The sequence below is a fragment of the Rhodococcus sp. NPDC080181 genome (genome assembly GCF_040702225.1).
GTDB classification, from domain to species: Bacteria; Actinomycetota; Actinomycetes; order Mycobacteriales; family Mycobacteriaceae; genus Rhodococcoides; species Rhodococcoides fascians.
In genome coordinates this window covers 1-25,267 of record NZ_JBFBKN010000026.1, presented here as the reverse complement: position 1 = coordinate 25,267, position 25,267 = coordinate 1, and the positions used below count along the sequence as shown (strand labels likewise).

General features: G+C 65.4%; 22 protein-coding genes. 8 read left to right on the top strand and 14 right to left on the bottom strand.

Features of this window, described 5'->3' with window-relative positions:
* Nucleotides 1–2: 2 nt before the first annotated feature.
* The 8 genes from AB0O58_RS22620 to clpS all read right to left on the bottom strand — a co-directional run bounded on the left by AB0O58_RS22620 (nucleotide 3) and on the right by clpS (nucleotide 5,854).
* Entirely contained in the window at nucleotides 3–812 is an 810-nt protein-coding gene (locus AB0O58_RS22620; protein WP_206498247.1) for an alpha/beta fold hydrolase, read from the bottom strand.
* 2 nt (nucleotides 813–814) lie between these two features.
* Nucleotides 815–1,429 carry an RdgB/HAM1 family non-canonical purine NTP pyrophosphatase gene (gene rdgB / locus AB0O58_RS22615; protein WP_206498248.1) on the bottom strand — a complete coding sequence of 205 codons (615 nt, stop codon included), beginning with the start codon at nucleotides 1,427–1,429 and terminating at the stop codon, nucleotides 815–817.
* Nucleotides 1,422–2,207: a ribonuclease PH gene (gene rph, locus AB0O58_RS22610; protein WP_206498249.1), complete on the bottom strand. Its 786-nt coding sequence runs from the start codon at nucleotides 2,205–2,207 to the stop codon at nucleotides 1,422–1,424. The genes rdgB and rph overlap by 8 nt, the downstream gene beginning before the upstream one ends.
* A gap of 21 nt (nucleotides 2,208–2,228) precedes the next feature.
* A complete protein-coding gene (locus tag AB0O58_RS22605) occupies nucleotides 2,229–2,987 on the bottom strand; it encodes a cyclic nucleotide-degrading phosphodiesterase (protein ID WP_366238830.1) in 759 nt (252 codons plus the stop codon).
* Nucleotides 2,988–3,099: 112 nt separating this feature from the next.
* A complete protein-coding gene (locus tag AB0O58_RS22600; RefSeq protein WP_032374511.1) occupies nucleotides 3,100–3,729 on the bottom strand; it encodes a rhomboid family intramembrane serine protease in 630 nt (209 codons plus the stop codon).
* Nucleotides 3,730–3,781: 52 nt separating this feature from the next.
* Nucleotides 3,782–4,867, bottom strand: a complete 1,086-nt coding sequence (locus AB0O58_RS22595; protein ID WP_206498250.1) for a P1 family peptidase — start codon at nucleotides 4,865–4,867, stop codon at nucleotides 3,782–3,784.
* Between the two features lie 9 nt (nucleotides 4,868–4,876).
* Nucleotides 4,877–5,446 carry a DUF2017 domain-containing protein gene (locus tag AB0O58_RS22590; RefSeq protein ID WP_032399488.1) on the bottom strand — a complete coding sequence of 190 codons (570 nt, stop codon included), beginning with the start codon at nucleotides 5,444–5,446 and terminating at the stop codon, nucleotides 4,877–4,879.
* 48 nt (nucleotides 5,447–5,494) lie between these two features.
* The gene (gene clpS, locus AB0O58_RS22585; protein ID WP_228139244.1) at nucleotides 5,495–5,854 is read right to left on the bottom strand and encodes an ATP-dependent Clp protease adapter ClpS; all 360 of its coding nucleotides are present in this window, start codon (nucleotides 5,852–5,854) and stop codon (nucleotides 5,495–5,497) included.
* Between the two features lie 150 nt (nucleotides 5,855–6,004).
* Between clpS and AB0O58_RS22580 the strand changes: the two genes are divergently transcribed.
* Complete coding sequence (locus tag AB0O58_RS22580; RefSeq protein ID WP_230590992.1) at nucleotides 6,005–7,261, top strand: nicotinate phosphoribosyltransferase; 1,257 nt, start codon at nucleotides 6,005–6,007, stop codon at nucleotides 7,259–7,261.
* A gap of 50 nt (nucleotides 7,262–7,311) precedes the next feature.
* A complete protein-coding gene (locus tag AB0O58_RS22575) occupies nucleotides 7,312–9,360 on the top strand; it encodes an ATP-dependent DNA helicase (RefSeq protein WP_032399486.1) in 2,049 nt (682 codons plus the stop codon).
* 7 nt (nucleotides 9,361–9,367) lie between these two features.
* Here AB0O58_RS22575 and glgP read toward each other — a convergent pair whose 3' ends face one another.
* On the bottom strand, nucleotides 9,368–11,905 hold the full coding sequence (gene glgP / locus AB0O58_RS22570; protein WP_206498251.1) for an alpha-glucan family phosphorylase: 2,538 nt from the start codon (nucleotides 11,903–11,905) through the stop codon (nucleotides 9,368–9,370).
* A 204-nt stretch (nucleotides 11,906–12,109) separates the two neighbouring features.
* On the opposite strand from glgP, the gene AB0O58_RS22565 reads away from it, so the two are divergent.
* From AB0O58_RS22565 to AB0O58_RS22555, 3 genes are read left to right on the top strand one after another with little or no spacing between them, the layout of a single operon-like run.
* The gene (locus AB0O58_RS22565) at nucleotides 12,110–14,116 is read left to right on the top strand and encodes a maltotransferase domain-containing protein (protein WP_027497674.1); all 2,007 of its coding nucleotides are present in this window, start codon (nucleotides 12,110–12,112) and stop codon (nucleotides 14,114–14,116) included.
* A gap of 11 nt (nucleotides 14,117–14,127) precedes the next feature.
* Nucleotides 14,128–16,329: a 1,4-alpha-glucan branching protein GlgB gene (glgB, locus tag AB0O58_RS22560; protein WP_027497675.1), complete on the top strand. Its 2,202-nt coding sequence runs from the start codon at nucleotides 14,128–14,130 to the stop codon at nucleotides 16,327–16,329.
* Entirely contained in the window at nucleotides 16,330–17,778 is a 1,449-nt protein-coding gene (locus AB0O58_RS22555) for a metallopeptidase (RefSeq protein WP_032399483.1), read from the top strand.
* A gap of 5 nt (nucleotides 17,779–17,783) precedes the next feature.
* Here the strand turns inward: AB0O58_RS22555 and AB0O58_RS22550 are convergent, their stop codons facing one another.
* The 3 genes from AB0O58_RS22550 to AB0O58_RS22540 form a co-directional block, all read right to left on the bottom strand.
* Nucleotides 17,784–18,731: a tetratricopeptide repeat protein gene (locus AB0O58_RS22550; protein ID WP_366238829.1), complete on the bottom strand. Its 948-nt coding sequence runs from the start codon at nucleotides 18,729–18,731 to the stop codon at nucleotides 17,784–17,786.
* Between the two features lie 47 nt (nucleotides 18,732–18,778).
* Nucleotides 18,779–19,150, bottom strand: coding sequence for a DUF3817 domain-containing protein (locus tag AB0O58_RS22545; RefSeq protein WP_174557309.1), 372 nt, complete (start codon nucleotides 19,148–19,150; stop codon nucleotides 18,779–18,781).
* A 65-nt stretch (nucleotides 19,151–19,215) separates the two neighbouring features.
* Entirely contained in the window at nucleotides 19,216–20,406 is a 1,191-nt protein-coding gene (locus AB0O58_RS22540) for an acetyl-CoA C-acetyltransferase (protein WP_027497679.1), read from the bottom strand.
* Nucleotides 20,407–20,518: 112 nt separating this feature from the next.
* On the opposite strand from AB0O58_RS22540, the gene mce reads away from it, so the two are divergent.
* Nucleotides 20,519–20,995 (top strand): methylmalonyl-CoA epimerase, encoded by a 477-nt coding sequence (gene mce / locus AB0O58_RS22535; RefSeq protein ID WP_032399481.1) that lies wholly within the window; start codon nucleotides 20,519–20,521, stop codon nucleotides 20,993–20,995.
* A gap of 59 nt (nucleotides 20,996–21,054) precedes the next feature.
* Nucleotides 21,055–22,017, top strand: coding sequence for a hypothetical protein (locus AB0O58_RS22530; RefSeq protein ID WP_027497681.1), 963 nt, complete (start codon nucleotides 21,055–21,057; stop codon nucleotides 22,015–22,017).
* Between the two features lie 28 nt (nucleotides 22,018–22,045).
* On the opposite strand, the gene AB0O58_RS22525 is transcribed toward AB0O58_RS22530, so the two are convergent.
* Nucleotides 22,046–22,363: an ATP/GTP-binding protein gene (locus tag AB0O58_RS22525; protein WP_072692233.1), complete on the bottom strand. Its 318-nt coding sequence runs from the start codon at nucleotides 22,361–22,363 to the stop codon at nucleotides 22,046–22,048.
* Between the two features lie 41 nt (nucleotides 22,364–22,404).
* A complete protein-coding gene (gene nucS, locus AB0O58_RS22520) occupies nucleotides 22,405–23,076 on the bottom strand; it encodes an endonuclease NucS (RefSeq protein WP_027497682.1) in 672 nt (223 codons plus the stop codon).
* Nucleotides 23,077–23,118: 42 nt separating this feature from the next.
* Here nucS and AB0O58_RS22515 point away from each other — a divergent pair, with 42 nt between their 5' ends.
* The gene (locus AB0O58_RS22515) at nucleotides 23,119–24,708 is read left to right on the top strand and encodes an adenylate/guanylate cyclase domain-containing protein (protein WP_366238828.1); all 1,590 of its coding nucleotides are present in this window, start codon (nucleotides 23,119–23,121) and stop codon (nucleotides 24,706–24,708) included.
* The last annotated feature ends 559 nt before the right edge of the window (nucleotides 24,709–25,267 follow it).

Sequence of the window (25,267 nt, the reverse complement as noted above, 5' to 3'; positions counted from 1 at the left end):
CGTCAACAGGTGATCGGCTGCGCGTTCACCGGATCCAGCGCGTTCTCCACCAGCCCCTGCGCCAGCGGATCGTACGAGATTCCAGTGTGCTCGACGACATTGCCGGGGCACACGTCCTGCAGCACCACGTTCGTATTTCCCGCTCCGGTGAGGAGCGACGCCGTGTACGGAACGACAACCTGGTCGTATCGGGTCACGATCGTCGTGTAATCGATTCCCGCGACTGTGTCACTGCCCTCGTTCAACCGCTCGAGCACGTCGTCCTGCACCGGCGGACCGGCGGTGGGATAGTTCGGCGGAGAGAGCGCCACTATGCGCGAGACGGTGTGATCACCGCCGAGGAAGCGGGCGTAGTAGCGCGGCACCGTCCCGCCCTTCGAGTGACCCACGATCGACACCCTCGATGAGCCAGTCGACTCGAGGACGGAATCGACGAACGTGGACAGCTCCGCGGCACTCTCGGGAATCGTTCCCAGCGCTCCCAACGCGGGCACCGGCCCGGTGTTGCCATAGTCGAGTGCGAACACGCAGTATCCGGCGTCGACCAGGGCCGGTGACAGCGACGACCAGTTCGCGTAGGAGTTCTCCAGGAACCCGTGTACCAAGATCACCGGTTCGGGATGCCGAGCGCTGGGAACGCATGAATAATCGTTCGCGCCCGCCGGCGTCGCACCGGGATGAGCCACCGAGTAGACCAAGGCCTCGGCGAAAGATCCCGCGACCGGCGCTGCCGAAGCAGGGGTGCCGAGCAGGCACAGGACAGCGGCAGCGAATACGGCCGTGGTTCTCGTCAACACTGCCCGCGCCGCCACGTTTATCGCCCCGTCAACGCTTCGAGAGCAGGAACCAGCTTGCGCAGCGCGCGGCCACGATGAGAGGCCGCGTCCTTCTCGTCCGGAGCCAACTGCGCGGCACTGCGGCCGTCCCCCTCCGGCACGAAGATCGGATCGTACCCGAATCCGTTCTCCCCCCACGGCTCTCGCGCTACAACGCCGCGCCACTCGCCGCGAACGACGGTCTCGGCTCCGCCCGGGACCACCAACGCACATGCCGACACGAAAGCAGCCCCGCGCCGTTCGTTGGGGGTATCGCTCAGCTGCGCCAGCACGAGCGCCGTGTTGGCCTCGTCCTGCCCGTGAGTTCCGGACCAGCGCGCAGAGAGCACCCCGGGCATTCCGTTCAACGCGTCGATTTCGATCCCGGAATCATCGGCGACGCAGGGCAATCCGGTTGCCGCCGCACCGTCGCGCGCTTTGGCCGCCGCGTTGTCCTCGAACGTCGCTCCGGTTTCGGGTGCCTCGGGAAACGGCGGCACCTCGTCGAGACCGACCAACTCGATACCCACGAGGCCGGCGGCGTCGAGTACCCGTCGCAGTTCTCGCAGCTTCTTCGCGTTACGACTGGCTACCAGCAGCTTGGTGTCAGGCACCGAACTTCTTCTTCGTTTCTGCGGTGGCAGGCTCGGGCAGATCCCCCGGGTACGGCAACGCCAGCGCCTCCCTCTGCACCTCGAACAGCTTGTCGATACCGACGAACGCCGAGTCGAGGAGCTTGTCGAGGGTCGTGCGCGGGAAGGTCGCGCCCTCGCCGGTTCCCTGGATCTCCACCAGAGTTCCGGTGTCGGTCGCAACGACGTTCATGTCGACCTCGGCTCGCGAATCCTCTTCGTACGGAAGGTCGAGACGCACCCGGCCGTCGACGACGCCGACACTGACCGCGGCGATCATGCACGAGATCGGCTGCGGGTCGGCCAGGCGTCCAGCTACTCGTAGGTAGGTGACGGCGTCGCTGAGAGCCACGAACGCCCCGGTCACGGCAGCAGTACGGGTGCCGCCGTCGGCCTGCAACACGTCACAGTCGAGGGCGATCGTGTTCTCGCCGATCGCTGCCAGATCGATGCACGCGCGCAGTGAGCGTCCGACCAGTCGGGAGATCTCCTGAGTGCGTCCGCCGACCTTGCCCTTGACGGACTCGCGTCCGTTGCGCGTGTGGGTGGCAGCGGGAAGCATTGCGTACTCGGCGGTGAGCCAGCCGAGGCCGGATCCCTTCCGCCAGCGCGGTACGCCCTCCTCGACGCTGGCCGTGCACATCACCCTGGTGTTGCCGAATTCGACCAGCACCGACCCTGCCGGGTGAGTGGTGAATCCGCGGGTGATCTTGATGGTGCGGAGCTCGTCGTCCGCTCTGCCGTCTTCTCGTCTGGACACGACTCGAAGCCTAGCGCGTCGTCATACGGTGAAGGCGTCCCCTGGCTCGACGGCATGCACCGGTCCGCTGAACTCTGCCTTCGCCTCGGCTATGACATCCTCGCGAGACGTCCAGGGCGGAATATGGGTGAGCAGCAGCTCCCCCACTCCGGCTTCCCGAGCGATGCGACCGGCCTCGATACCGGACAGGTGGACGCCCTCGGGCCGATCCGGGCTGTCGGTCCACGACGCCTCGCAGAGAAAGACATCGGCACCCTGAGCCAGATCCTGCACCGCCTGGCACATACCGGTGTCGCCGCTGTACGCGAATGTCTTTCCGCCACCGGTGGTGACCCGCATGCCGTACGACTCCGGCGGATGGAACACCTGCCGGGTCAGAATCGACAGCTGTCCGAATTCGATGGTCCGGCCGCCCACCCAGCGGCGTAGATCGATGGTGTCGGACATGTCGTCGATCTGACCGCCGCACTCGGCCGACGCCACTCCGAGCCGAAACGCAGTGTCCTTCGGTCCGTAGACGATCGCGCGCCCTTCCGGCGGGTTCGGATGGTAGCGACGCCACACGAGCAGACCTGGAACGTCGAGGCAGTGATCGGCGTGCAGATGCGAAAGCAGAACGCTCACGTCACCCGGATCGACATAACGCTGCAACGCCCCGAGGACGCCGGGCCCGAAATCGAGAACGACCGGCGCGGTCTCCTCTTCTTCCAGGAGGTAACCCGACGCGGGTGAATCGGGTCCGGACACACTGCCCGAACATCCCAGGACGGTAATTCGCATGTAAGCCATGCTGCCACGCCGAGCGCGTCACTCGAAACGTTCGGGCAGTATTGACCGCGCGAGTCGGCGAATTTCACGCCCGAACACAGCTGTGCTCGCGGTTACCTACCGCCTACGGAGTGGGACGATCGAGTGCTCTGGCGCGCGCTCTGTCGGCCCGGGCGTCGGCGGACAGCAGCCGAGCTGCGACGACCCCACCCACTGCGCCGAACAGATGGCCCTGCCAGGAGATGTTCGGATCGCTCGGCAGCACGCCCCACAGCGCGCTGCCGTACAGCACGAACACCACGACCCCGATCGCGAGCTGGCCGAGTTGTCGAGTGAAGAATCCACGAACGAGCAGGTACGTGATGAAGCCGAAGATCAGAATCGACGCGCCGATCGTGTTGCTGTAGGTGCCGGCCGTGAGCCAGGTACCGACGCCGCCGATCACCCAGACGATCCCGGTAGCAGCCAGACCACGCGCGATGCCCGAGAGCAACACCAGGAATCCGAGCACGATCAGGGGAACCGTGTTGGCGATCAGGTGCTGCCAGTCGTCGTGCAGCACGGGCGCGAACAGGATGCCCCACAAGCCGTCGGCGGAACGAGGCTCGATACCGTTCTGCTCGAGCCGTGAACCGCTCGCGACGTCGATGATCTCGATGATCCACAGCAGCGCCACGAATCCTCCGACGAAGACGGCTGCCTGCATCCACGCGGGCCGCACTCGCTCACCGGGAAGCTTGCCGGTCTCACTCATGATCGCCTCCAACCTCGGTCTCTCCACGGTACCGGTAGCGGCTACCTGCCGGTCAGAGACGCGACGCCGTGAATGCGGAGGGGAAGATCTGGCGATAGGTGGGGATGCCGGCCACCGACGTGGCGTCGAGCAAGGCCCGGACGATGGCTCGCTCGACGACGATCGCCGCGGCTTCGGTGACCGCGGCCAGTACCGGTAGTTCCGGGGAGAATGCTGCGGGCACTGAGGACTCGGCGGTGACGGCCCTGGTACCCGTGGACACGGCGAAGACGGTGTCGCCGTCGAGTGGCGAGTGCGCAGGCCGGATGGCCCGCGCGAGTCCGTCGTGACCCGCGACGGCTATTCGCTTGCACGACGCCGCCGACAGCGGCGCATCCGTCGCAACCACGCCGATCGTGGTGTTCAGAGCAGTGGCCTTGGGTTCGAGCGCCGCCGCGGTCCGCACCTCGTCGACGTCGGGATTGCGCATGCCGAAGTCCGCGGGCCCCAGTGTGCCGGTGCCCCACAACAACCCGGTGCACGGATCGAACACCGCGCCCACAGGGTTGACGACCATCAGAGCTGCGACCGTCACTCCGTCGGCCGGACCGCCCTCGATCACCGTGCTCGCGGTGCCCACCCCACCTTTGAGCACGCCGGCGCGAGCACCGACTCCCGCCCCGACCGATCCCGTCGCGAACTCGGTCGCCGCCGTGGCCGCAGCACGGTAGCCGAACTCCGCGGTGGGGCGCGCGGCCCAGTCGCCGACCGGAAGGTCGAAGATCACCGCAGCCGGCACGATCGGCACGACGTGAGCCGGACTGCCCATCGGGATGCCTTGTTCGTGTTCTTCGAGCCACCGCATGACGCCGTCGGCGGCCGCAAGCCCGTACGCACTGCCCGCGGTCAACAGGATGGCGTCGACCTGCTGAACGGAATGGCTCGGATCGAGCAGATCGGTCTCGCGCGTTCCCGGTCCGCCGCCTCGCACGTCGACGGCCGCCGTCGCCCCACCGAGAACGCGCACCACAGTGCAGCCGGTGGCCGAACCGGACCCCATCGCGGCGTCGTCGTCGAGTTCGTGATGATGGCCGACCAACAGACCTGCCACATCGGTCAAGCAGTCCCGGGGGCCGGGTTTCGAGAAGGCTGCGGTCACGTCGGCACCCTAGGGAACGAGGACCTGGACGAGGGAATCCTGCATCCAGGTCAACCAGTGGTACACGTCCAGATGGGGAGCACGAGGATCGCCCTCGTCGAGTACGTCAGGAGTGTCCGCACTGATGCCCAGTGTGGTCCCGAGCGCCAGTCTCACGTCGTTGAGACCCGTCAACCACGCGTCGGCCTGTTCCTGGGTGAGCACGATCTTTCCGCCGGAATCGGGCAGGGTCGCGAGGATCACTGCCCCGGCAGCCAACTTCTCGTCGATGATCTCGGGCTCGTGCAACCCGCGGAGGGCACCGTTCAGATCGGCCGGATCCTGATCGTCGTGTTCGGGATCGGCGCGGTGGAAGTCCGGCAGCAACCGGGCCAGCGCTGCATCGTCCGGCGGGCTGTTGTGGCCGGTACGCAGCCCGGTCAGCGCGGCGAGCTCGTCGGTGGGTGCCGCGGCGGAACGATCGCGTAGCAGGCTGAGAACGGATGCGACCAGGGACTTGAGCACCGCCGCCTCACGAGCGTCGATCTCGGACTTGATCTTGACCCCGGACAACGAATTCCGTCTCGTCCACGTGCGCACTGTCGGTGATGTCCTTCTCTGACGTAGAGGTGGCGAACTGACTGCTGACTACTTGTCCTGCTGCATGGTGGCCCACAGGCCCGCCGCGTGCAGCCTTTTGACGTCGTTCTCCATCGCATCGCGCTCGCCGCTCGAAACGACCGCCTTGCCCTCGGAGTGCACCTGCATCATCAACTCGGTGGCCTTGGCCTTGCTGTAGCCGAAGAGCTTCTGGAACACGTAGGTGACGTAGTGCATCAAGTTGACCGGGTCGTCCCACACGATGGTGACCCACGGAGTGTCGTGCGCTTCGTCGGCAGCAACGGCCTCGGTTTCGGCCGGCACCGCCTGCGGCGACGCCGCCGCGACTTCGAGTGCCGAGAAGCCGTCCACGGGCAGAAGCGATCCATCCACCGTCAACCAAGGCATGGCAACAGGGTACGGCGTGTCGGGCCGACCCCACACGTTCGCCCCTGCGCTCGTAGTGTGATCGAGGTGAGCAATGACGCGACCACCGATCACACGCTTTCCAGCCACGGAGCCAGCACTGCACTGCTGACCGACCAGTACGAGTACACGATGCTATCCGCGGCCCTGGCCAGCGGCTATGCAGACAGACCGTGCAGTTTCGAGGTCTTCGCCCGCAGGCTACCCGGCGGCCGCCGATACGGCGTCGTGGCCGGCACCGAGCGCATTCTCGACGCCGTCGATCGCTTCCGATTCGGCCCGGACGAGCTGCGTGTCGTGTCGAAGTTTCTCGACGCCGACACCGTCGAGTGGCTGCGCAACTACCGCTTCACCGGCGACATCGACGGCTACCGCGAGGGCGAGCTGTACTTTCCCGGCTCCCCCGTCCTGACGGTCCGCGGCACGTTCGCCGAGTGCGTGGTCCTGGAAACCGTGGTGCTGTCGATTCTCAATCACGACAGCGCAATCGCCTCTGCGGCAGCGCGCATGGTCGCCTCCGCCGAGGCCAGGCCGATCATCGAAATGGGGTCGCGGCGCACCCACGAGGAGGCGGCGGTCGCGGCATCGCGAGCGGCCTACTTGGCCGGCTTCACCGCGACGTCCAACCTCGAAGCAGTCCGACGCCACGGCGTCCCCGGAGCAGGCACGTCGGCCCACTCGTTCACGCTGCTGCACACCACCGCCGACGGCCCCGACGAGAAGGCCGCTTTTGCCGCTCAGGTCCGAGCGCTCGGGGTGGGAACGACACTGCTGGTCGATACCTACGACATCAAGCAGGGCGTGGCCAACGCGATCGAGGTGGCCGGTCCGGAGCTCGGTGGTGTCCGCATCGACTCCGGCGACCTCGGTGTCCTCGCCCGTCAGGTCCGCGCCCAATTGAACGCTCTCGGTGCGCCGAACACGCGGATCGTCGTCTCCGGAGACCTCGACGAGTACGCGATCGCCGCGCTGCGTGCAGAACCCGTCGATTCGTACGGCGTCGGCACGTCGCTGGTCACCGGTTCGGGCGCGCCGACGGCAGGAATGGTCTACAAGCTGGTCACCGTCGACGGCATTCCCGTCGCCAAGCGCAGCAGTCACAAGGAATCGCGCGGGGGTACCAAGGCAGCGCTGCGGACCGCGCGTGGGACCGGTACGGCAGTCGAGGAAATAGTGCACCCGTTCGACGCTGCCCCGACGGTCGAGGACGGTCTGACGGTGGAGACGTTGACCACGCCGCTGATGCGTGGCGGCCGGCGCGTCTCCGACCTACCGACCCTTGCCGAGGGCCGGGACCTCCTCGCGCGACGCCTGGTCAGCCTGCCGTGGGAGGGGCTCGCCCTGTCCCAGGGCGAACCGGCGATACCGACCCGGTTCGCCCTGGGCTAGGGGCGGTGTCGGTGCCGAACCCGGTGGGCGATCGGCAGTAGTCTGCATCGGTGCCGTCGAAGACCGAGTTGCCCACCGTTCCCGCTCTCCTGCAGGTTGCGGTGCACTCGCTCGGTGGCAAGGAACGCAGCAATCAGCTGACGATGGCCTCTGCCGTGGCGCATTCGATCGACACCGGCGAGCATCTCGCGGTGCAGGCGGGCACGGGCACCGGCAAGTCCCTCGCGTATCTCGTGCCCAGCATCAGGCATGCGGTCGAATCGGGGAAGACCGTCATCGTCTCGACGGCCACGATCGCGCTGCAGCGACAGTTGGTCGACCGCGACCTTCCACGTCTGTCCGACGCACTGACCGAAGCTGTGGGTCGGCGTCCGAAGTTCGCGATCCTCAAGGGCCGCAACAATTATCTGTGCATGAACAAGATTCACACCGGTGCCGCACAGGAGGCACCGGACGCGGAGTTGTTCGACCCGTTCGCCGTCTCGCGGATGGGCCGCGAAGTGGTCCGGCTGACCAAGTGGTCCTCGGAGACCGAAACGGGAGATCGCGACGACGTGGTGCCCGGCGTGAGCGACCAGGCGTGGCGTCAGGTCAGCGTCACCGCTCGCGAGTGCCTCGGGAAATCGCGGTGCCCCGTCGGCGAGGACTGCTTTGCCGAGCGCGCCCGCACCGAGGCCGCACAGGTCGACGTGGTCGTGACCAACCACGCGCTGCTCGCCATCGACGCGATCACCGGAATTCAGATCCTGCCCGAGCACGACGTCGTGGTCGTCGACGAGGCCCACGAATTGGTCGACCGAGTGACCGGCGTTGCTACTGAAGAGCTTTCGGCCGCCACCGTCACCGCGGCCGCACGCCGTAGCGCCAAGCTCATCGAGGAAGAGACCGTCGATCAGCTCGAAGGAGCTGCCGAGAACTGGGCCGCGATTCTGGACGAACTACCGCCCGGTCGATGGCAGTCCCTTCCCGACGGCGTCGGACCGGCCCTGGCGTCCGTCCGCGACGCCGCCTGGGCCGTGCGCACCGCGATCGGCCCGAACAAACAGGGCATGGCGGGCAGTGATCCCGAGGCCGCCGCGGCCCGCAGCGCAGCACTCGTGGCAGTCGACGAGGTGCACGACAGCGCCGTACGAGTGCTCACTGCCTTCGACGAGCCCGACCCGGCCAAGCGCAAGGACGTCGTCTGGCACGCCGTCGACGATTTCCGAGGAAACGTCAAACGCACCGTTCGCATTGCTCCGCTCTCGGTGGGCGGGCTGCTGCGCGCACGGTTGTTCGCCGAATCCACCGTGGTGCTGACCTCGGCGACGCTCACCGTCGGCGGATCCTTCGACGGCCTGGCCGTCAATTGGGGCCTGCCCGCAGAGAAGCCCTCCCGCAGTGACACAGCCATGGCGTCGGGAGTGGAACCACCCTCGGACAACGGATCCATTCGCTGGAATTCGTTGGACGTGGGCTCGCCGTTCGATCACGCTCGCGCCGGCATCATGTACATCGCCAAACATCTGTCTCCGCCCGGACGCGACGGCCTGTCCAAGTCCTCGCTCGACGAGATCGAATCGCTCGTCGAGGCAGCCGGTGGTCGGACGCTCGGGCTGTTCTCGTCGATGCGCGCCGCCAAGGCCGCGGCAGAGGAGATGCGCGAACGACTCGACACCCCGATCCTCTGCCAGGGTGACGATTCCACCGGCGCACTGGTGCAGAAGTTCGCCGACGACGAGGCCACCTCACTGTTCGGGACGCTGTCGCTGTGGCAGGGCGTCGATGTGCCCGGTCCGTCGCTGAGCCTGGTGATCCTGGATCGAATTCCGTTCCCCCGGCCCGACGATCCGCTACTGGTGGCTCGGCAGCAGGCCGTCGAATCACGTGGCGGCAACGGCTTTCTCGCGGTGGCCGCCAACCACGCTGCCCTGTTACTGGCGCAGGGCGTCGGTCGACTGCTCCGTAGCGTCGACGACAAAGGTGTTGTCGCCGTGCTCGATTCGCGCCTGGCGACCGCCCGGTACGGCGGCTATCTGCGCGCGTCCTTGCCGCCGTTCTGGGAGACCTCCGACCCGGAGGTGGTCCGCAAGGCCCTCACCCGCCTGGCCGGAAATTAGCTGCCCCCTACGGCGTCGACACCAGACCGAGCTCGGAATCGGAGGCAAGCCCGTGGTGCCGCGGCAACACCCGCACCGTGTAGCCCACCGCTCCACTGTGCGGTAGCCGCGTCTCGCCCGCGTACACGTGCTCGTCGCCCTCACTGCCCACGTGCGACATCTCGGTGGTGCGAATGTCGCTGAGGTCCTCGCCCTCGTCGACGCGTCCCACCACGGTCTGCACCACGACGGCACCGGGTTCCATACCGCCGAGGTCGACGATGGCGCGCAGCGACAGTTCGGCACCGATGACGGGGGTGTCCGGCAACCCCTCGCTGTCGACTCGGGTGACTTTCACGTTGCGCCACGCCTGCTCGACGCGGCCGCGGTACGACGCAACATCCTTCGCGCCGTGGTAGCCGTCGGACGACACCGCCCGGGCGGAGTGCGCAGCGGGCGCGTAGTAGCCGAGTGTGTAGTCCTGAACCATGCGCGATGCCAACACTTTCGGTCCCAGCTGTTCCAGTGTGTGTCGGACCATCTCGATCCAGCGAGCCGGCACACCGTCCTCCCCGCGATCGTAGAATTTCGGCAGCACCGCCTGCTCGAGCAATTCGTAGAGGGCAGCGGCTTCCAGATCGTCGCGGCGATTGTCGTCGGTGATGCCGTCGGCCGTCGGGATCGCCCACCCGTTTTCGCCGTCGTACATCTCGTCCCACCATCCGTCGCGAATCGACAGGTTGAGGCCGCCGTTGAGCGCCGACTTCATTCCGGACGTACCGCAGGCCTCGAGGGGTCGCAACGGATTGTTCAGCCACACATCGCATCCCCAGTACAGAAAGCGCGCCATGGACATGTCGTAGTCGGGTAGGAACACGATGCGGTGTCGCACATCGGCCTCGTCGGCGAACTTGACGATCTGCTGAATGAGCGCCTTTCCACCGTCGTCGGCCGGGTGCGATTTTCCGGCTACCACCAGCTGAACCGGGCGGACGGGATCGAGCAACATCGCCCGCAATCGCTCGGGTTCGCGCAGCATGAGCGTCAGACGCTTGTACGTCGGTACGCGTCGAGCAAAGCCGACGGTCAACACGTCGGGATCGAATACATTTGCAGTCCAACTTATCTCGGCCTCGGTCGACCCTCGCTCCAGTGCCGAACGCCGCACCCTTCGGCGCACCTCGTCCACCAACTGCGCGCGCAACGCGTTTCGAGTGGACCACACCTGCTCCGAGGACAACGGCCCACCTGCCTCGGCCTCCCCCTCGTCCCATTCCCGCGCCGCCCACGTCGGCGCATGGACACCGTTGGTCACCGATCCGATCGGCACCTCCGACGCGTCGAATCCTTGCCACAGGCCGTTGAACATCTCGCGGCTGACGATTCCGTGCAGCTTCGACACTCCGTTGGCGCGCTGCCCCAAGCGAAGGCCCATGTGCGCCATGTTGAACACCGACGGATCACTCTCGCCGCCCAGCGCCAGAATTCGGCTCATCGGCAATCCCGGCAACAGGGCCGAGTCCGGTGCACCGTCGCTACCGCCGAAGTAGTGCCGCACCAGATCGGCGGGGAACCTGTCGATGCCGGCAGGCACCGGGGTGTGGGTGGTGAACACCGTGCCCGCCCGGACGGCGGCCAACGCCGAATCGAAGTCCAACCCGCTACCGGTGACGAGTTCACGGATGCGTTCGACCCCGAGGAAGCCGGCGTGGCCCTCGTTCATGTGGAACACCTCGGGATCGGGCAGACCGTGCGCGCGCGTGTAGGCCCTGATCGCGCGTACTCCGCCGATACCGGCGAGGATCTCCTGCTTGATGCGGTGGTCCTGATCGCCTCCGTACAGGCGGTCGGTGACTCCTCTGAGCTCGGGATCGTTGTCGGCGATGTCGGAATCGAGCAGCAGCAGCGGAACGCGTCCCACCTGAGCGATCCACACGCGGGCCCGCAGCACGCGCGACCCCGGCATCGACACGTGTATCAACACCGGTGAGTCGTTGTCGTCGGTGAGCAGTCGTAGCGGCAGACCGTGCGGGTCCAGGGACGGGTAACGCTCGGCCTGCCAGCCGTCGGCCGTCAGCGATTGCCGGAAGTACCCCGAGCGGTAGAGCAGTCCGACGCCGATCAGCGGTAGACCGAGATCCGACGCCGCCTTGAGGTGGTCGCCGGCCAGAATGCCGAGCCCACCCGAGTAGTTCGGCAGCACCTCGGTGACTCCGAACTCCATCGAGAAATAACCGATGCCCGACGGCAGAGCTCGCCCCTCGGCGAGCTCGTTCTGGTACCAGAGGGGTCGGGCGAGGTAGTCGTGTAGATCCGCCTCGGCGGCGTCCAGTTCGGCCAGGAACGATGCGTCTTCGGCGAGTTCTTCGAGCCGTCCGGGTGCCACGGCACCGAGCACAGCCACCGGATCGCGTTCGAGTTCGGTCCACAGCAGCGGATCGATGTGCTCGAAAAGATCCTGCGTGGCCGAATGCCACGACCACCTGAGGTTTGTCGACAGCTCGGCGAGGGCATTCAGACGGGCGGGAAGGTGGGCTCGGACGGTGAATCGACGCAAGGCTTTCACAGAGCCGAACCCTACCCACGGATACCTGTGTCGATGGGGCGCTCGGCGAAAATTTCCTCGTGCGCCCGTCGCGGGCAGTATGCGTCGGCGCACGCGCCATCTGCGCTGCTGCACTACGGTTGACGAGTAGAAGCACACCAAATATCGGTTCGATCAGAGGTTGCGCCCGCGCAGCCATACCTCTAACGAAGAATGGAGTGTGAAGTGACAGGTCGACTTGGTATCGACAATGTCCTTCCAGATACGACGACCGGGAAATACCCCGCGAAAGCGGTGGTGGGCGAGACGTTTCCAGTTTCCGCCGACGTCTGGCGCGAGGGTCACGACGCAGTGGCCGCGACGCTGTCGGTGCGTGGACCGGGAGGCAAGCTCGAACGCATCCCGATGACGCCCGGCCACGAGCCGGACACGTTCGACGCGGTGTTCGTCCCATCCCGGCCCGGCTACTGGATCTGCCGTATCGAGGCGTGGAGCGACCCGATCAGCACCTGGCGTCACGCCGTCGAAGCGAAGCTCGGAGTGGGCCAGAGCGCCCACGAACTCGCCAACGACCTCGAGATCGGGGCGCGCCTGTTCCTCCGCGCTGCCACCGGCGTTCCTGCGGAGAGCAGGCAGCTGCTCGCCGACGTCGCCGCCGGCCTGCGCGACACCGACCGCCCGCTGCCGGCGCGCGTGTCCTCGGCGTTCGCATCGTCGGTCACCGAGCTGCTGTTCCAGCACCCGCTGCGCGAGCTGGTGACCAGATCACGGGCCGTGAACGTGTGGGTCGACCGAAACCTGGCCCTCAACGGTGCCTGGTACGAGTTCTTCCCGCGCTCCACGGGCGGGTGGAACGAGGACGGATCACCGCGGCACGGCACGTTCGCGACATCCATCGAGCAGTTGCCGCGCATAGCGCGCATGGGCTTCGACATCGTCTACCTGCCTCCGATCCACCCGATCGGCACGATCAACCGCAAGGGCCCGAACAACACGTTGACTCCGGGCCCCGAGGATGTCGGTTCGCCGTGGGCTATCGGATCCAAGGACGGCGGGCACGACGCGATCCATCCCGAGCTGGGAACCGAGGACGACTTCCGTGCGTTCGTCGACGCCTCGCGAGAGCACGGCCTCGAAGTGGCGCTCGATCTTGCCCTGCAGGCCGCTCCGGATCATCCATGGGCCGCAACACATTCGGAGTGGTTCACGGTGTTGCCGGACGGCACCATCGCGTACGCCGAGAATCCGCCGAAAAAGTACCAGGACATCTACCCGATCAATTTCGACAACGACCGCCGTGGCATCTACGAGGAAGTGCTACGCGTGGTCCGATACTGGATCTCGTTGGGCGTCAAGATTTTCCGAGTCGACAATCCACACACCAAGCCACCGGACTTCTGGGAATGGCTCATCGCCGAGGTCAAGAAGACCGATCCGGACGTGCTGTTCCTGGCCGAGGCGTTCACCCGGCCGGTTCGCATGTACGGTCTCGCGCAACGTGGGTTCACGCAGTCGTACACGTACTTCACGTGGCGTACCGCGAAGTGGGAGCTGACCGAGTTCGCCGAGGAGCATGCCCGACGCGCCGACGACGCGCGGCCCAACCTGTTCGTCAACACCCCGGACATCCTGCACGAGAGCCTGCAACACGGAGGACCCGGAATGTTCGCTCTGCGAGCAGCTCTGGCCGCCACCCTGGCTCCGACGTGGGGCGTGTACTCCGGGTACGAACTGTACGAACATCAGGCCGTGCGCGAGGGCAGCGAAGAGTATCTGGACTCCGAGAAGTACCAGTTGCGACCGCGCGACTTCGAGGGTGCGCTCGCCCGCGGTGAATCGTTGGAGCCGTGGATCACCACCCTCAATTCCATCCGCCGTGCGCATCCGGCCCTGCAACAACTGCGCAACATCCATTTCCACACGATCGACAACGAAGCGCTGATCGGATACTCCAAGTTCGATCCGCAGACCGGCGACTCGGTGTTGGTGGTCATCAACCTCAACCCGTTCGGAGCCGAGGAGGGCACCGTCCATCTGGACATGCCCGCGCTCGGTCACGACTGGCAGGACACCCTGACGATCAAGGACGAGGTGAGCGGCATCCATTACGACTGGGGCCACACCAACTTCGTCCGACTCGAGCCCTGGACCTCGGTGGCGCACATATTCACGCTCCCCCACATTCCCTATCCGGCACGAATCGAACTGGCCTACCGCGGCAACCGAAAGTGAGTGGATTCAACGTGACCAAGAATCCGACGACGCCCGAAGACACCGTCGCAGCCCCGTCCGACAACGACCTCGATCTCCTCGCCGCTGGTCGGCACTACAACCCGCATTCCGTGCTCGGCGCGCACCCCGTGCCGGGCGGAACAGCGATTCGTGCGCTGAAGCCCGACGCGGAGAAAGTGATCGCGCGCGTCGGAGGCGTCGACCACGAGTTGACCCACGTCGCCCACGGCCTCTTCTCTGCGCTGGTGCCGGTCGAGGACCTGATCGATTACCGGCTCGTGGTCACCTGGCCAGGTGGGCACGTGTCCGAATCCGCCGACGGGTACCGGTTCCTACCGACCCTCGGTGAACTCGACCTGCACCTGTTCGGCGAAGGTCGCCACGAGCGTCTGTGGGACATCCTCGGAGCGCACCAGCAGTCGTACGCCACTCCCGATGGTCCCGTCACCGGCACCTCGTTCGCGGTGTGGGCCCCTGCCGCCCAGGGCGTCACGCTGGTGGGCGACTTCGACGGGTGGACCGGCCGTAGTTGGCCGATGCGCGTCCTCGGCTCCACCGGAGTCTGGGAGCTGTTCGTCCCGAACATCGAACCCGGTGCCCTGTACAAGTTCCGCGTCCACGGCTCCGACGGTTCGGTGAAGGACAAGGCCGACCCGATGGCCTTCGCCACCGAGGTTCCGCCGTCCACCGCGTCGGTCGTGACCGCGTCGACGTACACCTGGAACGACGAGAAGTGGCTCGACACCCGAGCCGGCATCGAACCCACCCAGGCTCCGATGAGCGTCTACGAGATCCATCTGGCGTCGTGGCGACCGGGCCTGGGTTACCGGGAGCTGGCCGAGCAACTGGCCGAGTACATCATCGAGACCGGCTTCACTCACGTGGAGTTGCTACCGGTCGCCGAGCACCCGTTCGGCGGATCCTGGGGTTACCAGGTGACGTCCTACTACGCACCGACGTCCAGGTTCGGCACTCCGGACGACTTCCGCTTCTTCGTCGACCACCTGCACAGCGCCGGCATCGGCGTCATCGTCGACTGGGTACCCGCCCACTTCCCCAAGGACGAATGGGCCCTCGCCCGGTTCGACGGTGGGCCGCTGTACGAGCACGGAGACCCGCAGCGAGGCGAGCAACTCGACTGGGGCACACTGGTTTTCGACTTCGGCCGACGCGAGGTTCGCAACTTCCTGGTCGCGAACGCGCTCTACTGGATCGACGAATTCCACATCGACGGACTGCGCGTCGACGCCGTCGCCTCGATGCTGTACCTGGACTACTCGCGTCCCGAGGGTGGCTGGTCGCCCAACATCTACGGTGGCCGAGAAAACCTCGAAGCGGTGTCCTTCCTGCAGGAGATGAACGCCACGGTGCACAAGAAGCACCGCGGAGTCGTCACCGTCGCCGAGGAGTCGACCGCCTGGCCGGGCGTCACTCGCCCGACGAACGTCGGCGGGCTCGGGTTCAACATGAAGTGGAACATGGGGTGGATGCACGACACCCTCGGCTTCGTCGGGCGCGATCCCATCCACCGCAGCTACCACCACCACGAGATCACGTTCTCGCTCGTCTACGCGTGGAGCGAGAACTACCTGCTGCCCATCAGCCACGACGAGGTGGTGCACGGCAAGGGCACGCTGTGGACCCGCATGCCCGGGGACGACTACGCCAAGGCCGCAGGGCTGCGCGGAATGCTCGCCTACATGTGGGCACATCCGGGCAAGCAGTTGCTGTTCATGGGCCAGGAGTTCGGTCAGACTCGCGAATGGTCCGAGGAGCGAGGCCTGGACTGGTACCAGATCGACGAGGAGCCGTTGCACCGAGGTGTGAAATCGCTTGTCGCAGATCTGAACTCGACGTACCGATCGCATCCGGCACTGTGGACGCTGGACACCTCGCCCAGTGGCTACTCGTGGATCGACGCCAACGACACCGAGAACAACGTGCTCAGCTTTCTGAGGTACGGCTCCGACGGTTCGGTTGTCGCGTGTATTTTCAACTTCTCCGGTTCCGAGCACGGCAGCTATCGTGTGGGACTACCGGAACCAGGCCGTTGGATCGAGATCCTCAACACCGATGCAACGGAGTACGGCGGCTCCGGAATGGGCAACCTGGGTGAAGTGACGGCAACATCGCACTCGTGGCACGGTCGACCGGCATCAGGCCAGGTTGCACTTCCCGCCAACGGGGCGATCTGGATCAAATTGGAGCAGTAGATGACCGGCGGCCGCAGACCACGACTTCTGGCTGCGGCCGCCACTGCAGGGTTACTACTGTTGACATCGTGCGCCGCCACCGTCGGCGGTAATGCAGTGTCGATCTACGAGAATCCGTTCACGGTCGCCGGCCTTCCGGTCACCAGCGGACCGAGCGGACCGCGTCCGGGAGTACCGGATTCGACCATCGTCGTCGAGAACGCCGAAGGCACCGACTCGGACATCTTGGCAACCAACGCGATCGACGACATCCAGCAGTTCTGGGCCGAGCAGTATCCGGCCCTGTTCAAGGGCTCGTTCACGCCGGTCTCGACATTGACCTCGTGGGATGCGTCGGAGGACGAGGGATCCGGCATCCGGTTCTGTGGAGACAGAACCGGTGGAGTCCCCAATGCCGCGTACTGCACCCGCGACGACTCGATCGGGTGGGACCGCACCATTCTGCTTCCGGCGTTGGTCGACGCGTTCGGGCCGATGTCGGTGGTCATGGTGATCGCGCACGAATACGGCCACGCGATCCAGCATCAGTCGGGACTCGTCGGCGACGACACCCCGACCATCGTGGCCGAGCAGCAAGCCGACTGTTTCGCCGGCGCATTCATCCGCCATGTCGCAGAAGGCGATTCGCCGCACTTCACCATCAACACCTCGGATGGGCTCAACGGTGTTCTTGCTGCGACCGTCGCGGTGCGCGACGTGGACCCCAACGATCCCGAATCGGTGCACGGGTCTGCATTCGAGCGAGTGACTGCCGTTCAGATCGGGTTCACCGACGGTGCAGCTGCCTGCACACGCATCGACGAGGCCGAAATCGATTCACGCCGAGCGTCGTTGCCGCAGAAGTTCGACAGCGCCGACGATTCCGGTGAGCTACCGGTCACCGAGGACTCCCTGGGCGCATTCACGCGATCGTTCGAGACGGCGCTTCCCGTCGCCGATCCGCCGACCGTCGACTACTCGGGATCGGACACCGGGTGCACGGACGCCGAGGCCACCACTCCGGTGTCGTACTGCCCGTCGACCAACACCATCGGTGTCGATGTGGAGGACCTGGCCGAAATAGGGCAACCCGAGACACCTCAGCGCGGAGACATCCTGCCACTCAACGTATCCGGTGACTACAGCGCGTACGTACTGTTCGCGTCTCGCTACACCCTCGCAGTACAGAAGGAAGCGGGCCAGACGCTCGACGACCCTCAGACCGCACTCCGATCCGCATGCCTGTCCGGGGTCATCACCGCAGCGTTGAGCGCCGAATCCAACGAGGCCGCTCTCGAAATTCGGCTCTCTCCCGGCGATCTCGACGAAGCCGTCTCCGGTTTACTCAGCGACGGATTGGCCGCCAGCGACGTCAACGGAACGACGCTGCCGTCCGGCTTCTCCCGAGTCGACGCTTTCCGCTCGGGAGTTCTCGGCGGCAAGCCTCTGTGCGATTCGCGTTACAGCTGAGGGATTCAGTACAGAGCCGAGGCGAGTTTGCGACGCGCCGAGACCACCAGAGGATCGGCGGCGTCGAACAACTCGAACAGCTCGAGCAGTCGGGTACGCAGGGCCGTGCGGTCGTCCCCTGCACTGATCTTGATTCCGTCGATGAGCCGTGCGAAAGCCTGTTCGGGCTGCTGCCCGGCCATTTCTGCATCCGCCGCGTCGATCCGGGCCTGCACATTATTGGGATCGGCGTCGGCCACCTCGACGGCGTCGGGTGCAACGTTCTGCACCCGAGCCAGGAACTTGACCTGACGCAGCGCGGCGACCGCGTCGGTGTTCTTCGGCTCGGCGTCGATGATGGCCTGATACGCCGCCGCTGCCTTGTCGAAGTCACCCTCGTCGATCGCCTCTTCCGCAGCGACGATGCGCGGATCCTCGACCTCGGGTTCCGGCTCGGCGACGGGAGCCGACCCGGGTGGACCGGACAGCTTTCCGGCGGTTGCCTGCTCGACGGCCTGCAGCCACTGACGCAACTGCTCGTCGGATTGCGTGCCCTGGAAATCGGCGAGCGGTTGCCCACCCGCGACGGCAACCACCGTGGGAATGGCCTGCACGCCGAATGCCTGAGCGATCTGCGGATTGGAGTCGACATCGACGCGGGCATGTATCCACGTGCCGCCGGCCTCCACGGCAAGTTGCCCGAGCTGACGCGTCAACGCCTGGGACTGCGGCGACCGAGCCGATCCCAGGTCGACGATGACCGGTACCTGCATCGATCGCTGCAGAACCTCGGCTTCGAAATTGGCCGTGGTCACGTCGACGATCGGAGCCAACCCTCCCGCATCGCCACTGGCTTCGGCAGCGGGAGCAGGTGCCGGACGGTCCTTGAGAACGGACAGGTCGACGGCACCGGCAATGGATGCGGGGACGGCGGCCGACGGGCAGACAGGAGGACGGGAACCGGGTCGAGTCACGCCCTACAGTTTGTCACTAACGCGATGCGTCATCCACTGGCGGGCGGTCAGGACGGAACCTTCGCGTCGGCTGTGGGTCGGCCGGTGCTCAGCTCGGCAAGGCGTCCGGTGCGCACGGCCCAGATCTCGAAGACCACGGTTCCGAAGGGCGGGAATGCCGCGACCAGCGCCAGCAGCGTGGCTTTGATGTCCCACTTCAGCTTCACCGCCGTCAGGACGGCAACGGCAAGGTACACGATGAACACCGCACCGTGGATGGGCCCGAAGATCTTCACGCCGATTTCGTTGCCGTCGGCCGGCAGGTACTTGAACGCCATGCCGACCAGTAGTCCGAGCCAGGTGAACGCTTCGAGCACGGCAATGAAACGGAAGCGTTTGGCCGTGCTGCTCAGGTCGAAGAAATTCGTCATGCCCGCTATTGTGCCCGGTTTGCTACGACAGAACGTAGTGGCTCTGGTCTCATCGGACCAGAGCCACTACCGACTCAGCTTTTCGGGACTCGAACGATGAGCGCGTCGCCCTGTCCGCCGCCGCCGCACAATGCTGCGGCACCCACTCCGCCACCTCGCCGCTGCAGCTCGAGAGCCAGGTGCAGTGCGATGCGAGCGCCCGACATTCCGAGGGGATGACCGATCGAAATCGCCCCGCCGTTGACGTTGACGATCTCCGGATCGATGCCGAGCTCACGCGTCGACGCGATTCCGACCGCTGCGAACGCCTCGTTGATCTCGACGACGTCGAGGTCCTTCGGGTCGATGCCTTCCTTCGCGCAGGCCTTGGCGATGGCGCGAGCGGGCTGCGACTGCAGGGTGGAGTCGGGGCCGGCCACCACACCGTGCGCGCCGATCTCGGCGAGCCAGGTCAAACCGAGCGACTCGGCCTTGTCCTTGCTCATCACGACGACGGCGGCGGCACCGTCGGAAATCTGCGACGCGGATCCGGCAGTGACCGTGCCCGCCTTGTCGAACGCGGGGCGAAGCTTGCCGAGGGAATCGACCGTGGTGTCGGCCCGGATTCCTTCGTCGGCAGTGAACTGGATGGGTTCACCCTTGCGCTGCGGGATCGACACGGGCACTACCTCGTCGTCGAAGACCCCGTTCTTCCACGCCGCGGCAGCCTTCTGATGCGATCCGGCCGCGAAGGTGTCCTGCTCCTCACGGCTGATCGCCTCCGAGCTCTGATTGCGCTGCTCGGTGAGCGCACCCATGGCCTGATCAGTGAAGATGTCGTACAAGCCGTCGTATGCGAGGTGGTCGCGCATGGTGACATCGCCGTACTTGAATCCCGCCCGCGACTTCTCCAGCATGTGCGGTGCCTGGGTCATCGATTCCTGGCCGCCGGCGACGACGATCTCGAACTCCCCCGCGCGAATGAGCTGGTCGGCCAGCGCGATGGCGTCGACGCCGGAGAGACACACCTTGTTGATGGTCAAGGCCGGAACGGTCATCGGGATACCTGCAGCGACGGCGGCCTGTCGGGCCGGGATCTGCCCGGCACCCGCAGTGAGGACCTGGCCCATGATGACGTAGTCGACCTGATCCGGAGCGACGCCGGCCTTCTCGAGTGCGCCCTTGATGGCAATTCCGCCGAGGTCGGAACCCGAGAAGTCCTTGAGCGCACCCGAGAAGCGCCCGACGGGCGTACGAGCACCGGCGACGATGACTGTTGTGGTCACGATTTCCTCCGAAAGTGTGAAGACGGCCTTGTGGAGATCAACGCTCGCCAGGCTCCCTACCGATACCAGCCTGGCGGAACACCGTGACGCAGCTGACGCTAACGTCTTGTCCATGACCTCCAGCACGCAGTCTTACACGGGCACCCCACTCCGCTCCGACCTGGTGACGGCTATCGACCACGTCGGTGTCGCGGTACCCGATCTCGATGCCGCAATCGCCTGGTACACCGACCACCTGGGCATGGTTGCGGTGCACGAGGAAGTCAACGAGGAACAGGGCGTGCGCGAGGCGATGCTCTCGTTCCCCGGGGCAGGCGAAAAGTCGGCAGCACTGCAGTTGCTCGCGCCCATCGACGAATCCTCGACCATCGCGAAGTTCATCGACCGAAACGGCCCCGGACTCCAACAGTTGGCGTATCGGGTCACCGACATCGAGGAGATCTCCTCCGAGTTGCGCGCCCGCGGCGTTCGGTTGCTCTACGACGCTCCCCGCCGCGGTACGGCCGATTCGCGTATCAACTTCGTACACCCCAAGGACGCAGGCGGAGTACTGATCGAACTGGTCGAACCGAACCACAACGCGCACTGACCGAACTCGGTGATTACGCCGTATGGCTCTCCACTTGACTCACCGGTAAATTGACGGCCATGGCCATCGATCATGAACGCACTTCCACGGTGCAACTCCCCTTTTCCATCGTTCGGAAGGGGTTCGATCGCGACGAAGTCACCAACTACTTCGAGCGATTCGACGCCGAATTACGGCTGACGACGGCCGACCGTGATGCCGCCGCGGCACAGGCGCGTGATCTGGCCAAGCAACTCGACGACGCTCGCGACGAGATCGACGAACTGCGCAAGGACATCGACCGTCTCTCGGTGCCGCCGACCACCGCGGAAGGCATGAGCGATCGCATCTCCCGCATGTTGCGACTGGCGTCCGACGAGGCCTCCGAGGTTCGCGCGAAGGCACATGCGGAGTCCGAGGAAATGATCTCGGTTGCGCAGCAGGAGAGCACTCGCCTGCGAAGCCGTCACGAGTCGTTGGTCGCAGAACTCGAGGAGCGCCGCACGGCACTCGAAACCGAGCACGAGCAGACCATGGCTCAGGCACGCACCGAGGCTGCGCGCGTCGTCGAGGCCGCACAGGCAGAGCGCGACAAGCTGGCTGCCGAGTCCGAGGCCAAGCGCGCCGAGGTTCAGGAAGACTTCGAGATCACGATGGCCGAGCGCCGCACCAAGGTGCTCACCGCGCTCGAAGAACTGGAAGCGTCGAGCAAGGCCGATGCTGCTCGCCGTATCGAAGAGGCGACGACCGAGGCCGCACGCCGGCTGCAGTCCGCCAGCGAGCAAGCCGAGCGGCGCATCGCGCACTCGAAGGAATTGGCCGAGGAGCTGCGCGTGCTGCGAAGTCGCGTCCTCGCTCAGCTACTGGGTATCCGGGGCCAGCTCGATTCCGTACCGGCCATGCTGGCCTCGGTCAACCGCGAAAGCGAGTTGCTGGACAACCCCGACCCGACGGCCATCCTCAAGAAAGAAGAAGAGAAGGCTGCGGCGAAGGCCGAGAAGGACAACGACGAAGAGAAGGAATCCGCCGACTCGGCGTCCTGACTTCGCAGCACACGCTCGGCCTCCCCCGCTAGGACCATCTACGGGTGAGGCCTCGCGTGTTTCTGCCGCTCCAACACCCGGTGTGCCAATGTCTGCGGTTGTCGGCTCCCCCGAAGTCGTCCGACGGCCACGCCACGATGTGGGCGACCCCTGGCCGTACCTCGTGATCGCAGCCTGGGCAACGGTAGGTCTTGACGGCCTTGGCACCGGGAATCATCCGCGTCGTGTACGTGTCCCCGTCAGGACCCACCTCGACGCGATTGCCGCCCAGGACGGAATCGGTAGCCGGGCCGAGACTGCTCGGACCACTCCGACTCGCTTTGCGGGGCTGATTGCGACGAGGCACGCATCCAGTGTAGAGAATCGCGCCGCTTCGGCAGTCAGACGTCAGAAGAGCCGGAACTCGGTGCTGTCGGTGCCGCGGAGAACGTCGTAGTCGAGTGTCAGACAACGAATACCGCGATCGGTGGCCAGAGTCTTCGCCTGCGGCTTGATGACCTGGGCGGCGAACACACCGCTGACCGGTGCCAGCAACGGGTCACGATTGAGCAGTTCGAGGTACCGAGTCAACTGCTCCACACCATCGATTTCACCGCGACGCTTGATCTCGACGGCGACAGTGCCACCATCTGCGTTGCGGCACAACAGATCCACCGGTCCGATTGCCGTCATGTATTCACGTCGCACCAAGGTGTACCCCTCACCGAGGGTGTTGACGTGTTCTGCGAGCAACTCCTGCAGATGAGCCTCGACACCGTCCTTGACCAACCCTGGATCGATACCCAGTTCATGACTGGAATCGAGTTCGACGTCGTCGATCGTGATGCGGAGTTCTTCGCCCGCTTTGTTGGTGACCACCCATTTGATGGTCTCGTCCTCGGTGGTCTCGACCATCCAACAGGGCGGAGACATCCAGTTGAGGGGCTTGTACGCCCTGTCGTCCGCGTGCACACTGACCGATCCGTCGGACTTGACGAGCAGCAGGCGTCGAGCGGAAGGGAGATGTGCGGTGAGGCGGCCGATGTAGTCCACTTGGCAACGAGCAATAACTAAACGCACTCGACCACCATAAGGCAGCACGGCCGTTACTCTGTGACCACCATGCCCCAATTCAGACGATCTGCCGCTCCGCTGGGTTCCCGGCTCCTCGGAGACACCACCGAATCGCCACGCCGACGCCGGATCCGAATCCAGCTGTTGCTGACGGTGTTCCTGGTCCTGTCCAATCTGATCGGTGCGGTGATCGTCGGTGTCCTCATCAGTGTCGTCGTTCCAGGCCCGGACGTTCTGAAGATGGACCGCTACTGGTGGGTGAACTTCATCGTCGTCCCGGTGTACGTCTTTCTCGCATTCCTGGTCGGTGTCGTCTGGGGCACCACACGTGCGCTGAGCAGTCTGCGGTGGGGCATCGAGGATCGCGAACCCACCCGATCCGAGCAGGTTGCGACGCTGGCAATGCCCTGGCGCCTGACGCGCATGCAGATTGCGCTGTGGACCGGTGGGCTGATTCTGCTCACGACGATCGACGGCATCATCGACCCCCAGGCAATACCGAAGGTGGCGTTCACCATCGCCGCGGGCGGTACGGTCGTGTGCGCCTTCAGCTACCTGCTCAGTGAGTTCGCTCTGCGACCCATCGCGGCTCGCGCCCTGCAAGCGGGCGACCCACGGCGCATCCGAATCGCCGGTGTCATGGGGCGTTCCATCCTGTCGTGGTTGCTGGGAACCGGCGTTCCGGTCTCCGGCCTGATGATGATCGCGGTGTTCCGCTTCCTTCGACCCGAGACCAGTGCAAACCAGCTCGCTGTGTCCATCCTCGCGCTCGGCGGCATCACCATCGTATTCGGATTCGCACTGACCGTCCTGGGCGGTTTCGCGACCACCTCCCCCATCAACAACGTGCGGGCGGGCATGGCCGAAGTCGAGAAGGGCAACATGGATGTCCGACTCGCGGTGTACGACGGCACCGAGCTCGGCGAACTGCAGAGCGGTTTCAACCGGATGGCCGACGGTGTGCGCGATCGAGAGAAGATCCGCGACCTGTTCGGTCGGCACGTCGGACACGAGGTAGCCGAGAAGGCCCTGCAGTCCGAGAGTGAACTCGGGGGCCAGGAGCGCGATATCGCAGTGTTCTTCATCGACCTGGTCGGCTCCACCGAATTGGCCGCGTCACGACCGCCCACCGAGGTGGTGGATCTACTCAACCGCTTCTTCGCGGTAGTCGTCGACGAGGTGGACGAACACGGCGGCTTCATCAACAAATTCGAGGGCGACGCGGCGCTCGCCATCTTCGGAGCACCGAACGACATTCCGGATCACTGCGGATCGGCACTCTCTGCCGCACGTGCCATTGCCCGCCGATTGCTGGTCGAAGTTCCCGAGTGCAGCGCAGCCGTCGGCGTTGCAGCCGGCCGAGCCGTTGCCGGCAATGTGGGAGCAAAGTCGAGATTCGAGTACACCGTCATCGGCGATCCGGTAAACGAGGCTGCGCGACTATCGGAACTGGCCAAGAGCGCTCCCGGTGCGATACTCGCTTCCAAGACAGCGGTAGACGGTGCTGCCGAAAACGAAGCGGACCGCTGGGAATTCGGTGCTCGAGTAACCCTTCGCGGACGATCCGCAGAGACAGTTCTGGCGAACCCCAAGGACGTGAAGGTTTCCGCAGACGAGGCGGAATCCGTTCACGCCTGATCCACCCGATCCGTGGGCTCAGTACGTGTAGTGCTCTGCGCCTGCCCTTTTCATCACTGACGACTCCGCCGTCCTGTGCCCGGTCCCCCCTCGTGAATGCGCGCGCGTTTGTCGAACGCTCACGACATCGCTGACGATTCTGCGCGCGCCTCGCGAATGCGAGCGCGTCTGCAGAATCGAAGTTTGCCCACGATCGATCGCCAAGCTTCGATGGGCAGTAATTGGCTTGTTGGGGTTGGGTTCTGCTCGACGGCCCGCGAATGCGCGCGCGTTTGTCGGGTGCGTGCAGTCTGGTGTCACTGTTCTGCTCGCGTCCGGCGAGTGCGCGCGCGTTCGCGGCCCTGAGGCGAGGGGGCCGGAGGGTCCGTATGGCGATAATGGGACTGGGGGTGCAGGTGTGGATGCCTGCGCGTTCAGTTCAACGAAAGGGGTGAATACTGTTGTGTTGGTGTTGGTTTCGAATGCAGAATGCCCCTGACCACGGGTGGTCAGGGGCATTTTGGGATGTTGTGTTCGGCGGTGTCCTACTCTCCCACACCCTGTCGAGTGCAGTACCATC

Coding starts and splice junctions, on each gene's coding strand:
- AB0O58_RS22605 (WP_366238830.1), bottom strand. CDS start 2,987: ATGCGAATTACCGTCCTGGGATGTTCGGGCAGTGTGTCCGGACCCGAT.
- AB0O58_RS22555 (WP_032399483.1), top strand. CDS start 16,330: ATGACCGGCGGCCGCAGACCACGACTTCTGGCTGCGGCCGCCACTGCA.
- clpS (WP_228139244.1), bottom strand. CDS start 5,854: ATGCCTTGGTTGACGGTGGATGGATCGCTTCTGCCCGTGGACGGCTTC.
- AB0O58_RS22580 (WP_230590992.1), top strand. CDS start 6,005: ATGCTATCCGCGGCCCTGGCCAGCGGCTATGCAGACAGACCGTGCAGT.
- AB0O58_RS22600 (WP_032374511.1), bottom strand. CDS start 3,729: ATGAGTGAGACCGGCAAGCTTCCCGGTGAGCGAGTGCGGCCCGCGTGG.
- mce (WP_032399481.1), top strand. CDS start 20,519: ATGACCTCCAGCACGCAGTCTTACACGGGCACCCCACTCCGCTCCGAC.
- AB0O58_RS22530 (WP_027497681.1), top strand. CDS start 21,055: ATGGCCATCGATCATGAACGCACTTCCACGGTGCAACTCCCCTTTTCC.
- AB0O58_RS22515 (WP_366238828.1), top strand. CDS start 23,119: ATGCCCCAATTCAGACGATCTGCCGCTCCGCTGGGTTCCCGGCTCCTC.